This is a genomic window from Pseudomonas lyxosi (assembly GCF_047758685.1).
Taxonomy (GTDB): Bacteria; Pseudomonadota; Gammaproteobacteria; order Pseudomonadales; family Pseudomonadaceae; genus Aquipseudomonas; species Aquipseudomonas lyxosi.
Genome location: NZ_CP180481.1, coordinates 6,411,614 through 6,424,470, shown reverse-complemented (window position 1 = coordinate 6,424,470; position 12,857 = coordinate 6,411,614). Strand labels below are relative to the sequence as shown.

Genomic DNA, 12,857 nt, shown 5'->3' with positions numbered 1-12,857 from the left:
GGGCTCCCAATCTTATTGTTCTTGGTTTACGCAGATGATCGTTCCCACGCTCCGCGTGGGAATGCATCTATGGACGCTCCGCGTCCGCTTTGGGACGCAGAGCGTCCCGGGCTGCATTCCCACGCAGAGCGTGGGAACGATCAGTGCCGGGGCAGGGCTTACTTATCGCGAATCGAGAAATTCGCCATGTGTTCCAGGCCCTTGATCAGCGCCGAGTGGTCCCAGTTGCTGCCACCGATGGCCGCACAGGTGCTGAACACTTGCTGGGTGTTGGCAGTGTTCGGCAGGTTGATGCCCAGTTCGCGTGCGCCGGCCAGGGCCAGGTTCAGGTCCTTCTGGTGCAGGCTGATGCGGAAGCCTGGGTCGAAGGTGCCTTTGATCATGCGCTCGCCGTGCACTTCGAGGATCTTCGAGGATGCGAAACCGCCCATCAGCGCTTCACGGACCTTGGCGGGATCGGCACCGTTTTTCGAAGCAAACAGCAGGGCTTCGGCCACGGCCTGGATGTTCAGCGCCACGATGATCTGGTTCGCCACTTTCGCGGTTTGACCGTCGCCGTTGCCGCCCACCAGGGTGATGTTCTTGCCCATCGCCTGGAACAGCGGCAGAACGCGTTCGAAGGCATCGGCATCGCCGCCGACCATGATGCTCAGGGTCGCGGCCTTGGCGCCGACTTCACCGCCGGACACTGGCGCGTCGAGGTACTGAGCGCCTTTTTCGTTGATTTTGGCAGCGAAGGCTTTGGTTGCAGTCGGCGAGATCGAGCTCATGTCGATCACGACTTTGCCTTTGCCAACACCGGCCGCAACACCGTCGGCGCGGAACAGCACGTCATCGACCTGCGGGGTATCCGGCACCATGACGATGATGAATTCGGCTTCTTGCGCGACTTCTTTCGGGTTCGCCAGGGCGACGGCGCCAGCGGCAACCAGATCGGCAGGCGCGGGGTCGTGATGTGCCGACAGGAACAGGCTGTGACCGGCTTTCTGCAGGTTCAACGCCATTGGGTGGCCCATGATGCCGGTGCCGATAAATCCGATTTTAGCCATGAGAAATTCCTCTTGTTTTTGTATTGCTCAAGCAAATAGGGGAGCGCTTTTGGTGGGAGCGGGCTTGCTCGCGAAGAGGCCATAACATTCAGCATCTATGTGACTGTTACACCGCTTTCGCGAGCAAGCCCGCTCCCACATGGATTGCGTCAAATCGCGTTATGGGTTTTCAACCACCCCAAACCAGCTTCGGTGGTGGTCAGCGGCTTGTATTCGCAGCCAACCCAACCCTGATAACCGATGCGGTCCAGGTGTTCGAACAGGAAGCGGTAGTTGATTTCACCGGTGCCCGGTTCGTTGCGCCCTGGGTTGTCGGCCAACTGGATATGGTTGATCTCGCCCAGGTGCGCAGCCATGGTGCGGGCCAGGTCGCCCTCCATGATTTGCATGTGATAGATGTCGTACTGCAGGAACAGGTTGGCGCTGCCGACCTGTTCGCGAATCGACAGGGCTTGTGCGGTGTTGTTCAGGTAGAAACCCGGAATGTCGCGGGTGTTGATCGCTTCCATCACCAGTTTGATGCCCGCCGCTTGCAGCTTGTCGGCGGCGTATTTGAGATTGGCGACGAAGGTTTTTTCCACGCTGGCATCGTCGATGCCTTGTGGACGAATACCGGCCAGGCAGTTGACCTGGGTATTGCCCAACACTTTCGCGTAGGCAATCGCCAGGTCGACACCGGCGCGGAACTCTTCAACCCGGTCCGGCAGGCACGCGATACCGCGTTCGCCCTTGGCCCAGTCACCAGCCGGCAGGTTGAACAGCACCTGGGTCAAGCCATTGGCATCGAGCTTGGCTTTGATCTCGGCGGAGCTGAAGTCGTAAGGGAACAGGTATTCGACACCACTGAAGCCGGCCTTGGCGGCAGCTTCAAAACGGGCAAGAAAATCCTGCTCGGTGAACAGCATGGACAGGTTGGCTGCGAAACGCGGCATGGTGGTCTCCCGTTTTAAGTTCTCGTTCCCACGCTCTGCGTGGGAATGCCTCTATGGACGCTCTGCGTCCGCTTGGGACGCGGAGCGTCCCGGGCTGCATTCCCACGCAGAGCGTGGGAACGATCATCAATCCAGCAACGAAATCGCGGTTGGCGCATCGTTGCCGACCAGCGCCAGGTCTTCGAATTCGTTGACGGCGTTGATCTCGGTGCCCATGGAAATGTTGGTCACGCGCTCCAGAATGATCTCGACGATCACCGGCACCTTGAACTCCTCGATCAGCTCCTGAGCCCTGCGCAGGGCAGGCTGGATCTGACCTGGTTCGAATACACGCAGCGCCTTGCAGCCGAGGCCTTCGGCGACCGCGACGTGGTCGACACCGTAACCGTTGAGTTCCGGAGCATTGAGGTTGTCGAAGGACAGCTGCACGCAGTAGTCCATGTCGAAACCGCGCTGAGCCTGACGAATCAACCCCAGGTACGAGTTGTTCACCACCACGTGGATGTACGGCAGCTTGAACTGCGCGCCCACCGCCAACTCTTCGATCATGAACTGGAAGTCATAGTCGCCCGACAGCGCCACAACTTTACGGGTCGGATCAGCCTTGACCACGCCCAGCGCTGCCGGAATGGTCCAGCCCAATGGGCCGGCCTGACCGCAGTTGATCCAGTGGCGCGGTTTGTAGACGTGCAGGAACTGCGCGCCGGCAATCTGCGACAAACCGATGGTGCTGACGTAGCAAGTGTCTTTGCCGAACACCTGGTTCATCTCTTCGTAAACGCGCTGCGGCTTGACCGGCACGTTGTCGAAGTGAGTCTTGCGCTGCAGGCTGGATTTGCGCTGCTGGCAGTCTTGCAACCAGGCGCTACGGTTTTTCAGCTTGCCGGCGGCTTGCCATTCGCGAGCGACTTCGATGAACACGGTCAGCGCGGCAGCGGCGTCGGAAACAATGCCCAGGTCCGGGGTGAACACGCGGCCGATCTGGGTCGGTTCGATGTCAACGTGGATGAACTTGCGGCCTTCGGTGTAAACATCGATCGAACCGGTGTGACGGTTGGCCCAACGGTTACCGACACCCAGCACCAGGTCGGACTTGAGCATCGTGGCGTTGCCGTAGCGGTGTGAGGTTTGCAGACCGACCATGCCGACCATCAATGGGTGATCGTCCGGAATGGTGCCCCAGCCCATCAGGGTCGGGACCACCGGAATACCGGTCAACTCGGCAAATTCCACCAGCAATTCGCTGGCGTCGGCATTGATGATGCCGCCACCGGCCACCAGCAACGGACGCTCGGCCTGATCGAGCATGGCCAGGGCCTTCTCGATTTGCACGCGGTTAGCGGTTGGCTTGGCCAGCGGCAGTGGTTCATAGGCGTCGATGTCGAATTCGATTTCAGCCATCTGCACGTCGAACGGCAGGTCGATCAGCACCGGGCCTGGACGGCCGGAGCGCATTTCGTAGAAGGCTTTCTGGAACGCGTAAGGCACCTGGCCCGGTTCCATGACGGTGGTTGCCCACTTGGTCACTGGTTTGACGATCGCGGTGATGTCGACAGCCTGGAAGTCTTCCTTGTGCATACGGGCGCGGGGTGCCTGGCCGGTAATGCAAAGAATCGGGATCGAGTCGGCCGAGGCGCTGTAGAGCCCGGTGACCATGTCGGTACCGGCAGGTCCCGAAGTGCCGATGCACACACCGATGTTGCCGGCCTTGGTGCGGGTGTAGCCCTCGGCCATGTGCGAGGCGCCTTCAACGTGGCGAGCAAGGACGTGATCGATGCCACCGACCTTCTGCAGGGCGGAGTACAGCGGGTTGATCGCGGCGCCGGGGATGCCAAAAGCGGTATCAACCCCTTCACGGCGCATCACCAGAACGGCGGCTTCGATTGCTCTCATTTTGCTCATGGTTTTGTGCCTCTTACGTTTTGTAATTGTATACAAGTGGCTTTGCGCAGAGTGTATTCACGGCGGACGGCGCAGGTCAATCCATTTTCTCAAGCAGCCGTTTCATTCGTCGGAAGCCCGTTCTACTGTGGCTTTTCGTCGCATGTGGCGCTTTTCGAGAATTATTGTATACAAAAAAATAATTCATTGTGTTCTATTTGTTGCATCGGACTACTGAACAAAACGCAGTCCAGCAGCTTTCCCTATAACAAAATGAGGACGGCACCATGAGCGCTTTAACCTTGAAAGTCGCAGTCAACCTGGCCAATCAGGCTATCTCCGCAGGGCGTGCAATCTCGGCGGCTCCATTGACCATCGCCGTACTGGATGCCGGTGGGCACTTGGTCACCCTGCAGCGTGAAGACGGCGCCAGTCTGCTGCGCCCGCAGATCGCCATCGGCAAAGCCTGGGGCGCTATCGCCCTGGGCAAAGGTTCACGCCTGCTGGCGCTGGACGCACAACAACGCCCGGCGTTTATCGCTGCGTTGAATAGTCTGGGGCAGGGCAGCGTCGTCCCGGCACCGGGCGGCGTGTTGATTCGGGATCAGGAAGGGAACGTGCTGGGGGCGGTGGGTATCAGCGGTGATCTTTCTGATGTTGATGAGCAATGTGCGATCAACGCAATCGAGGCTTTGGGGTTGCGGGCGGATGCGGGGGTGACTGCTTGATTTTGTAGTGACTGACCTACCGCTTTCGCGAGCAAGCCCGTTCCCACAATGGTTCGGTGGTGGACACAAAATGTCTGAATACCGCCAATCCACTGTGGGAGCGGGCTTGCTCGCGAAGGCAATCCCCCAGACACATCCAGCTAAAAGTCCGTCCCTCTGTCTTCAGTTCACTGATCTAGCCTTTTCATGAATTCATCCATGAGAGAGGCAAAGGAATGCCTGAACTGTCAGCTTCACATCGCCTGCGAGTCGGCCGCTATGCCGAGCAAAACCGGATCTATCTCCTGACTGCCAATACCCTGAAGCGGGAGCCGGTTTTCAGGGAGTTCACCTTGGGAAGATTGGTCGTACACCAATTCAAGCAAGCACAGGACCAAGGGTTTGCCGACTCTTTGGCCTTTGTCGTCATGCCTGATCATTTTCATTGGCTTGTCCAGTTGCAAAAAGGATCGCTGGGCCAATTGATGTGCCAGGCAAAATCGTTAAGTACTCGAACAATCAATGCGGTTACCGGCAGGACGGGCAGTCTTTGGCAGCAGAGTTTTCATGATCATGCGGTGCGGCGAGAGGAGGATTTGGTGAAGCTTGCTCGATATGTTGTCGCCAACCCATTGCGGGCGGGGCTGGTGGAGAAGCTTGGCGACTATCCGCTGTGGGACGCCATTTGGCTTTAGTCTCAGGACTGAGTTGCCCCATTCGCGAGCAAGCCCGCTCCCACAGGGGATCTTCGGTGTGTTGGAGATCGAGTGTGGGAGCGGGCTTGCTCGCGAATGGGCCGCACCACGGTTTAACGGTCAGGCTCACACCCCTTCAGCACCAACCGAATAATGGTCTGCGCCGCCGCTTCATAGTCGGCCTCATCGAGCTTGGCCTTTCCGGTTACCGCGGAAATCTGCCAGTCGAAGTCGGCATAGGTCTGGGTCGCGGCCCAGATGCTGAACATCAGATGGTTGGGGTCGATCGGGGCGATCTGGCCGCGGTCGATCCAGGTCTGAATGCAGTCGATATTGTGCTTGGCCTGGCCGTTGAGCCGTTCAACCAGATCGGCACTCAGGTGCGGGGCGCCGTGCATGATTTCGCTGGCGAACACCTTGGAGGCGAAGGGCAGGTCGCGGGAGATGCGGATTTTCGAGCGGATGTAGCCGCTCAGCACTTCACTGGGCACGCCGTCGGCGTTGAACGGTGTCGAGGCCTGCAGAATCGGTTCGATGATGCTTTCCAGGACCTCGCGGTAGAGGTTTTCCTTGGATTTGAAGTAGTAGTAGACGTTGGGCTTGGGCAATCCCGCCTTGGCTGCGATGTCACTGGTTTTGGTCGCAGCGAAGCCCTTGTCGGCAAATTCTTCACTGGCGGCACGCAGGATCAGTTCTTTGTTGCGCTCGCGGATGGTGCTCATAAACCAGGGGGTTCCTTGCCTGTTCTGGCGGTTGCGCATGGTAGCACCGGCCTCGCGCGGCGCTCAAGAATGCCCCGTGCGGCTCCCGGCCGCGTTATGCTGCGCGGCATCCATTCAAGAAGGAAACCTGATTCATGGCAGGAAGCAGTTTGCTGTTGCTGATCGACGACATCGCCGCGGTACTCGACGATGTGGCGTTGATGACCAAAATGGCCGCCAAGAAGACTGCCGGCGTGCTCGGCGACGATCTGGCGCTCAATGCCCAACAGGTTTCCGGTGTGCGTGCCGAGCGGGAAATCCCGGTGGTGTGGGCGGTGGCCAAGGGGTCGTTCCTCAACAAGCTGATCCTGGTGCCCTCGGCGTTGGCCATCAGCGCGTTCATTCCCTGGCTGGTCACACCGTTGTTGATGATCGGCGGCGCGTACCTGTGTTTCGAAGGTTTCGAAAAACTGGCGCATAAATTCCTGCACAGCAAGGCTGAAGACCAGGCCGAGCATGCAGAGCTGGTCGAGGCGGTGGCTGATCCGGCGGTCGATCTGGTGGCGTTCGAAAAAGACAAGATCAAAGGCGCCATCCGCACCGACTTCATCTTGTCGGCGGAAATCATCGCCATCACCCTGGGCACGGTGGCGGGTGCGTCGTTGACCCAGCAGGTCGTCGTGCTCTCGGGCATCGCCATCGTCATGACCATCGGCGTCTATGGCTTGGTGGCGGGCATTGTCAAACTCGATGATCTCGGCCTGTGGCTGACCCAGAAGCCTGGTCAAATGGCCAAAAGCATTGGCGGCGGGATTTTGCGAGCGGCGCCGTACATGATGAAAAGCCTGTCGGTGATCGGCACGGCGGCGATGTTCCTCGTCGGCGGCGGGATTCTGACCCATGGTGTGCCGGTGGTTCATCACTGGATTGAAAGCGTCAGCGCAGGGGCGGGCGGTGCCGGGTTTGTCGTGCCGACGTTGCTGAATGCGGTGGCGGGGATTGTGGCGGGGGCGGTGGTGTTGGCCGGCGTCATGGCGGCGAGCAAAATCTGGCGCTCAGTCAAAGGCTGAAGACAACCACAACCAATTTGTTGTGATCGTTCCCACGCTCCGCGTGGGAATGCAGCCCGTGACGCTCTGCGTCACAGCCGCAGGAACGCGGAGCGTCCCGAGAGGCATTCCCACGCGGAGCGTGGGAACGATCAGGCCATTCGATTCGCATCGAATGGCCTTTTTTGTTGCCGATGAATTACTCGGCGATCTGCAACTTGCGCGACTCGGTGTACACGTAGCGCACTTTCTCGTACTCGAACGGCGAGTTCAGCTGGCCATAGCGGAAGCCGGTCTGGTAGCGCTTGTCGACGCCACGCAGGACCCAGATTTCCGGATGGTTTTCGCTGACTTCGGAGACGTTCAGGAAGTTGATCGCCGACTCTGCGGTGAAGTCGACCGCCAGGCCCCCGGTGTCGCGGATATTGGAAGGTCCGAGGATCGGCAGCACGAAGTAGGCGCCGCCCGGTACACCGTAGAAGCCCAGCGTCTGGCCGAAGTCTTCGTTCTGGCGCGGCAGACCCATGGCGGTGGCCGGGTCCCACAGGCCGGCGATGCCGACGGTGGTGTTGAGCAGCAGGCGCGCGGTGGTTTCCATCGAGCGCTGCCCCTTGAACTGCAGCAAGCTGTTCAACAGGTTCGGCACGTCGCCGAGGTTATTGAAGAAGTTGCTGACACCGGTGCGCAGGAAACTCGGCGTGATATAGCGATAGCCATCGACCACTGGCAGGAACACCCATTGGTCGAAGCGGTAGTTGAAGTGGTAGACGCGGCGGTTCCACTCTTCCAGCGGGTCGTAGACGGCCAGCGCGCTAAGCGTCGAGCGTTCGAACTCGCGCTGATCCAGCCCCGGGTTGAATTTGAGTTTGGTCAGCGGCTGCTTGAAGCCGTCACTGTCAATCACAACCGGTGCGTTGGCTTTGCTGTTGTCGGCATTGGCGACGCCTGCGCAGAGTAGCGCTGCAATAAGCAGGAGGTATTTAGCCACGGAAGAACTCCAGCATGGCGTCGCTGTTGACGCGGTAATTAAGGTTGCCGCAATGGCCGCCCAGTGGATAAACGGTCAAACGATCGCCAAAGGTCTTGCGCAGGAAACCAAGGTCGCCAGGGCCGAGAATCACGTCGTCGGCATTGTGCATAACGGCGATTTTCGGGCTGTCGTGCAGGTAATCCTTGAGTGCATACAAGCTGACCTGGTCGATCAGTTGCAGCAGGCTGCCGCCGTCGGTGCGGGCGCGCCACATCGGGATGACTTGCTCGGTGATGTAGCAGTCGAAGTCGCACTGCAGCGCGCGTTTGAGGAACGGCGTGAGGCTGGTGCCTTCGGTGATCGGGTATTTCTGTGGAATGATCAGGCCGCGACGGTTGATCAGGTCCGAGGTGAAGGCGATGTCGGCTGCCGAGAAGCGGAACGAAGTGCCGATCAGCATGGCCATCTGCTCGTTGCTCAGGTGCTGCTTGGACTGCTGGAAGTCGTAGAGCAGCGCATCGTTGAGGTCGATGTAGCCTTTCTGCTGGAAGTAGCGGGTTAGTTTGTCCAGCACCAGCTCATAGAAAGTGGTGGTGTTGTTGATGCCCTTGACCTCGGTCTGGACGAGCTTGTCAAGGTTGGTAATCGAGGTGTAGAGGTTGACCGGCGGGTTGAGCAGCAAGACTTTCTTGAAGTTGAAGCTGCGGCGGGTTTCATCCAGGTGTGCGACAAATGCCGCGTCCAGCGCACCCAGGCTGTAGCCGGTCAGGTAGTAATCGGTGACGGCGACGTTCGGGTTTTGCGCCCGCACGGCCTGCATCACCCGGTACATGTCTTCGGCGTCTTCCTTGGTGATACCGGGCGTGGCAAAGCGTGAGGCGGCGCTCATGAAGTCGAAACTGGTCGGCGACGACAGTTGCACCACGTGGTAGCCGGCCTTGTAGTAGAGCTTTTTCAGGTACTCGTTGAGGCTGCTGTCATAGCGCGCGCCGGTGCCGGCGATCAGAAAGATCAGCGGTGCTGCCTTGTCTTGCGTGGCGATGCGGTAGGTCAGCTTTTTGACCGGCCAGAAGTTGTCCGGCAGTTCGAATGCACGCTCCGGGCGCAAGGTAACGCTGCGTGTCTGCTGATCGATGTCGTCATCCAGCGGCAACTCCGGGCGCAAGTCCGGCGGTGTCGTGGCAATGGTCGCCTCGAACGGGTTGGTCAAGGGGTAGCCATAACTGGCGGCGTCGATGTCCACCGCCAGCGCGGACGCACTCAAAATAAGGCCGCCAAACAGGGCGGCGAAGCGCAAGGAACGGAGCATGACTAGATCCCTTAGAGAAAGGTGCCGAATGAAGTTCGCAGGCTATGACCACGGGGTTTGCGCCAAAGTGCCATGGATCGGCACCAATCAGGCCTAATTTCGGAGTAATAGTAGCTGGACGATACACTTTGCAGCGATTTCGTGACCAATTATCTCTCACACGCGTTTGCTTACTACTGGCGGGGGATTAAGCTGGCCGCCGTTTTCGTTTATTGGAGTGCTTCATGTCCCGCCGTCTGCCTGTGATTCTGCTGCTCGTTCTCCTGCCGTTATGGTTGGCCGCCAGTTATGGCGCGCGTTATGGCTTTATGGAGGATGCTCAATGGGTCGGCATCTGCGTGGACGAAGCGAGTCGCTGGGAATGCCTGGTTCGTTCGAGCCTGGGCCTGATGATTCACTTCAATGTCCTGGGCTTCGCGGCATTGGCGGCAGCCGTTATCGGTTTTGTGCTGCCAGGCCGGGCAGGGTGGTGGTTGGCGGTGCTGGCGCTGGTGTTCGGGTTTCCGGCGCTGGCGTTGTACAACACGACTTTGGCTGTTTTTGCGGTGGTGATTGCTGCTTTGCGTCTGGTCAGGGCTTCCCGCAGCGCCTGATAGTCCGTCTTCGCGAGCAAGCCCGCTCCCACATTCGAACGCATCTATCATGAGAACGCGGTCAAATGTGGGAGCGGGCTTGCTCGAGAAGGGGCCATCAGGGGCGCTGAAAATTTACCCCTTGCGAACCCGCAAACTGCGCCACAACGCTGCAACCATCAACACACTCGCCAGCGCCCAACCCCAGGCCTGCTGATTCTGCAACCCTTCACGATACAGCTGCGGCGCAATGCCAGCACCGATGATGAAGGTCAGCAGGGCAATCTCCCGACGCGGCACGCTCACCGGGCGGCACAGATAGACCAGCGCCGGCAGGATGAATGCGACACTCGGGAAGCTGCGATAACGCGGATCGAACACCAGCTCCAGCATCGTCACCGCAGCGGCAAACCCGGCCACAGCGAGCAACGAGCCCGCGCGACGTTCCAGCGCATTGAACGCCCGTCCGCGCCAGCCAGTGCGAGCGCTCAGGGTCAGTGCCGCATGGGCCAGCACCAACACGTTCAACGCCGTCAGCAAAGCGACCCACAGCCATTCACTGGTAAACCGCGTAGTGACGCGGGCCAGGTCGCCCCAGGCGCCAATCGAGCAAGCGGCCAGCGCACCCAGCAGCGGTAGAACCAGCGCTGCGCGAGTGCTGCGGACACGTCCACCTAGGATTAGCGTGCCAAGGAAGATCAAACCACCCACCACCAGCCACTGCGACCAGTAAGGCACGTTCGACACCGGACCGGCGAGCACACCCTTGTCCTGGCGATCGGCATCGAACAGCCCCCAGTAACCACCGACCGCACCTTCGCTGGCGCGTTTCCATGGCTGGTCGAAGGCTTCGATCAGGTTGTAATGCCAGCCTTGCTGCTCCGCCATGATGACAAAAGCACGAATGAACTTGGCTTCATTGACCCGGCTCGGGAGGGCCGTTTCACGCTGACGGCCTTCGCTCGGCCAGCCGGTTTCGCCAATCATCACGTCCTTGGGTGCGAACTTGTTGCCGAACACCTGACGTACTTCGGCCACATGCTGCAGGGCGGCATCGATGTTCGACGGGTCATCTTCCCAGTACGGCAACAAATGGATGGTCAGGAAATCCACCGCCGGGGCGATTTCCGGGTGCTTGAGCCAGAACTCCCAGACGTCGGCGTAAGTGACAGGCTGTTTGACCTGGCTTTTGACTTTATCAATGAGCTTGGCCAACTGCGCGCCGGTGATCTCCTTGCGCAACAGGGTTTCGTTGCCGACGATCACCGAGGTCACCACGTCCGCGTTGGTGTTGGCCGAGGCGATCAGCAGGTCGACTTCCTTGGCGGTGTCCACCGGGTTGCTGTTGACCCAGGCGCCGATCATCAACTTCAACCCGTGCTTGCGCGCCAGGTCGGGCAGGGCTTCGAGGCCGGTCATGGAATAGGTGCGGATGCATTCGAAGCTTTTGGCCAGCAGTGCGAGGTCGGCGTCCATGCGCTCGGGGCGCAGCTTGAACGGCTGATCGAACGGCGATTGGTCCTTGTCGAACGGGGTGTAGGAGGCGCATTGCAGCTTGTGCGTCGCGCTGGCCACGTCCGGCAGCACCACCGGTTTACCGAGGCCGTACCAGAAGCCACCAAGGGCAAAAAGCCCCAGCAGGCAGGCGAATAGATAAGCAAAAAAAGGAAAGCGGGATGTCGCGGGCATGGTCAGGCCGTCTGGGAGCAAAGCCGCGCATGTTACCTTCATTTGCCGCGTGCTTGGTGGCCTGCATACTTTTGACATGCAAAGTTTGGACGGATTGGCCGGCGGACTTCCGGTGGTCTAGATTAATGGCGTTCTGATGTCGTTTCTCGATGCCTTGAGGTCGCTGGCAGAGAAGGTCGCCATTGTCGTGAGGTTGATTATCGAGGCGTCAGTACTCCGCTGACGTTCGGACGAGTTTGCAGTGGGCGTGATGGGGGCGCTGTGCACCATAACAATACGTTGACGCGACTCGGCATCCGTCGAGCGCAGCACTTTCGGGGAAGTAACGATGAAGATGCGACGACTCTTGGGCGCAGGTGCCGCTTTGGTGCTGGCGATCAGTTCTACTGTAGCCAGCGCCGAAGGCAAGGCAGTGACTATCGGTTATGTCGACGGCTGGTCGGACAGTGTCGCCACGACCAACGTGGCCGCTGAAGTGATCAGGCAGAAACTCGGTTATGACGTGAAACTGCAAGCAGTCGCCACCGGGATCATGTGGCAGGGTGTGGCCACTGGCAAACTCGATGCCATGATGTCTGCGTGGCTGCCTGTGACTCATGGTGAATACTGGACCAAGAACAAGGATCAAGTCGTCGATTATGGTCCGAACTTCAAGGACGCAAGAATTGGCCTGATCGTGCCGGAGTACGTCAAAGCCAAATCCATTGAAGATCTTAAAACCGACGAGAGCTTCAAAAAACGCATCGTCGGCATCGACGCCGGTTCGGGTGTGATGCTCAAGTCCGAACAGGCGATCAAGGACTACGATCTGACCGGGTATCAACTCAAGGCCAGTTCCGGCGCCGGCATGATTGCCGAGCTGACCCGTGCCGAGAAGAAAAACGAATCCATTGCTGTCACCGGTTGGGTGCCGCACTGGATGTTCGCCAAGTGGAAACTGCGCTTCCTGGACGACCCGAAAGGCGTTTATGGCGCGGCTGAAACCGTAAACAACATCGGCAGCAAAGAACTGGCAACCAAGGCTCCGGAAGTTGCCAAGTTCCTGAAGAACTTCCAGTGGGCATCGAAAGACGAAATCGGTGTAGTCATGTTGGCCATTCAGGATGGTGCCAAACCTGAAGCCGCAGCGAAGGATTGGGTGGCCAAACACCCGGAACGCGTTGCAGACTGGACCAAATGATTTGAGCTGACGCGTCTGGTCAGCACCTTACAGGGCCGCTTGGTATCACTGCCAAGCGGCCTTTTGCGTTCCTGCGTTACTTGTAGTGAGAAGATGGGTGCAAAGCAGGCTAATTATTATGTG

12 protein-coding genes are annotated in these 12,857 nt (G+C 59.1%); 5 read left to right on the top strand and 7 right to left on the bottom strand.

Annotated elements, in window-relative coordinates:
- Positions 1-158 precede the first annotated feature (158 nt).
- The 3 genes from ACMXYI_RS29455 to gcl all read right to left on the bottom strand — a co-directional run bounded on the left by ACMXYI_RS29455 (position 159) and on the right by gcl (position 3,883).
- Positions 159-1,049: a 2-hydroxy-3-oxopropionate reductase gene (locus tag ACMXYI_RS29455; protein ID WP_415770567.1), complete on the bottom strand. Its 891-nt coding sequence runs from the start codon at positions 1,047-1,049 to the stop codon at positions 159-161.
- A gap of 149 nt (positions 1,050-1,198) precedes the next feature.
- Complete coding sequence (hyi, locus tag ACMXYI_RS29450) at positions 1,199-1,981, bottom strand: hydroxypyruvate isomerase (RefSeq protein ID WP_415770565.1); 783 nt, start codon at positions 1,979-1,981, stop codon at positions 1,199-1,201.
- A 126-nt stretch (positions 1,982-2,107) separates the two neighbouring features.
- Positions 2,108-3,883: a glyoxylate carboligase gene (gene gcl, locus ACMXYI_RS29445; protein WP_140681915.1), complete on the bottom strand. Its 1,776-nt coding sequence runs from the start codon at positions 3,881-3,883 to the stop codon at positions 2,108-2,110.
- A 266-nt stretch (positions 3,884-4,149) separates the two neighbouring features.
- Between gcl and ACMXYI_RS29440 the strand changes: the two genes are divergently transcribed.
- Together ACMXYI_RS29440 and ACMXYI_RS29435 are read left to right on the top strand one after the other, a co-directional pair.
- The gene (locus ACMXYI_RS29440; protein ID WP_149629130.1) at positions 4,150-4,590 is read left to right on the top strand and encodes a GlcG/HbpS family heme-binding protein; all 441 of its coding nucleotides are present in this window, start codon (positions 4,150-4,152) and stop codon (positions 4,588-4,590) included.
- A gap of 215 nt (positions 4,591-4,805) precedes the next feature.
- A complete protein-coding gene (locus tag ACMXYI_RS29435) occupies positions 4,806-5,264 on the top strand; it encodes an REP-associated tyrosine transposase (protein ID WP_415770563.1) in 459 nt (152 codons plus the stop codon).
- A 113-nt stretch (positions 5,265-5,377) separates the two neighbouring features.
- Here ACMXYI_RS29435 and ACMXYI_RS29430 read toward each other — a convergent pair whose 3' ends face one another.
- Positions 5,378-5,986 carry a TetR/AcrR family transcriptional regulator gene (locus ACMXYI_RS29430; protein ID WP_046054318.1) on the bottom strand — a complete coding sequence of 203 codons (609 nt, stop codon included), beginning with the start codon at positions 5,984-5,986 and terminating at the stop codon, positions 5,378-5,380.
- Between the two features lie 134 nt (positions 5,987-6,120).
- Between ACMXYI_RS29430 and ACMXYI_RS29425 the strand changes: the two genes are divergently transcribed.
- Positions 6,121-7,035 carry a DUF808 domain-containing protein gene (locus tag ACMXYI_RS29425; protein WP_415770561.1) on the top strand — a complete coding sequence of 305 codons (915 nt, stop codon included), beginning with the start codon at positions 6,121-6,123 and terminating at the stop codon, positions 7,033-7,035.
- Between the two features lie 178 nt (positions 7,036-7,213).
- On the opposite strand, the gene ACMXYI_RS29420 is transcribed toward ACMXYI_RS29425, so the two are convergent.
- Both ACMXYI_RS29420 and ACMXYI_RS29415 read right to left on the bottom strand, forming a co-directional pair.
- On the bottom strand, positions 7,214-8,002 hold the full coding sequence (locus ACMXYI_RS29420) for an MlaA family lipoprotein (protein ID WP_415770559.1): 789 nt from the start codon (positions 8,000-8,002) through the stop codon (positions 7,214-7,216).
- Positions 7,995-9,293, bottom strand: a complete 1,299-nt coding sequence (locus ACMXYI_RS29415; RefSeq protein ID WP_415770558.1) for a serine/threonine protein kinase — start codon at positions 9,291-9,293, stop codon at positions 7,995-7,997. The genes ACMXYI_RS29420 and ACMXYI_RS29415 overlap by 8 nt, the downstream gene beginning before the upstream one ends.
- 224 nt (positions 9,294-9,517) lie before the next feature.
- On the opposite strand from ACMXYI_RS29415, the gene ACMXYI_RS29410 reads away from it, so the two are divergent.
- Complete coding sequence (locus tag ACMXYI_RS29410) at positions 9,518-9,886, top strand: hypothetical protein (RefSeq protein ID WP_415770556.1); 369 nt, start codon at positions 9,518-9,520, stop codon at positions 9,884-9,886.
- Between the two features lie 114 nt (positions 9,887-10,000).
- Here ACMXYI_RS29410 and ACMXYI_RS29405 read toward each other — a convergent pair whose 3' ends face one another.
- On the bottom strand, positions 10,001-11,596 hold the full coding sequence (locus ACMXYI_RS29405) for a beta (1-6) glucans synthase (protein ID WP_415770554.1): 1,596 nt from the start codon (positions 11,594-11,596) through the stop codon (positions 10,001-10,003).
- A 286-nt stretch (positions 11,597-11,882) separates the two neighbouring features.
- Between ACMXYI_RS29405 and ACMXYI_RS29400 the strand changes: the two genes are divergently transcribed.
- Positions 11,883-12,734: a glycine betaine ABC transporter substrate-binding protein gene (locus tag ACMXYI_RS29400; protein WP_415770552.1), complete on the top strand. Its 852-nt coding sequence runs from the start codon at positions 11,883-11,885 to the stop codon at positions 12,732-12,734.
- Positions 12,735-12,857: the final 123 nt, after the last annotated feature.

Excerpts from the sequence above, each read along its gene's own strand:
- ACMXYI_RS29455 (WP_415770567.1), bottom strand. The coding sequence starts at position 1,049 with ATGGCTAAAATCGGATTTATCGGCACCGGCATCATGGGCCACCCAATG.
- hyi (WP_415770565.1), bottom strand. The coding sequence starts at position 1,981 with ATGCCGCGTTTCGCAGCCAACCTGTCCATGCTGTTCACCGAGCAGGAT.
- gcl (WP_140681915.1), bottom strand. The coding sequence starts at position 3,883 with ATGAGCAAAATGAGAGCAATCGAAGCCGCCGTTCTGGTGATGCGCCGT.
- ACMXYI_RS29440 (WP_149629130.1), top strand. The coding sequence starts at position 4,150 with ATGAGCGCTTTAACCTTGAAAGTCGCAGTCAACCTGGCCAATCAGGCT.
- ACMXYI_RS29435 (WP_415770563.1), top strand. The coding sequence starts at position 4,806 with ATGCCTGAACTGTCAGCTTCACATCGCCTGCGAGTCGGCCGCTATGCC.
- ACMXYI_RS29430 (WP_046054318.1), bottom strand. The coding sequence starts at position 5,986 with ATGAGCACCATCCGCGAGCGCAACAAAGAACTGATCCTGCGTGCCGCC.
- ACMXYI_RS29425 (WP_415770561.1), top strand. The coding sequence starts at position 6,121 with ATGGCAGGAAGCAGTTTGCTGTTGCTGATCGACGACATCGCCGCGGTA.
- ACMXYI_RS29415 (WP_415770558.1), bottom strand. The coding sequence starts at position 9,293 with ATGCTCCGTTCCTTGCGCTTCGCCGCCCTGTTTGGCGGCCTTATTTTG.
- ACMXYI_RS29410 (WP_415770556.1), top strand. The coding sequence starts at position 9,518 with ATGTCCCGCCGTCTGCCTGTGATTCTGCTGCTCGTTCTCCTGCCGTTA.
- ACMXYI_RS29405 (WP_415770554.1), bottom strand. The coding sequence starts at position 11,596 with ATGAAGGTAACATGCGCGGCTTTGCTCCCAGACGGCCTGACCATGCCC.
- ACMXYI_RS29400 (WP_415770552.1), top strand. The coding sequence starts at position 11,883 with ATGAAGATGCGACGACTCTTGGGCGCAGGTGCCGCTTTGGTGCTGGCG.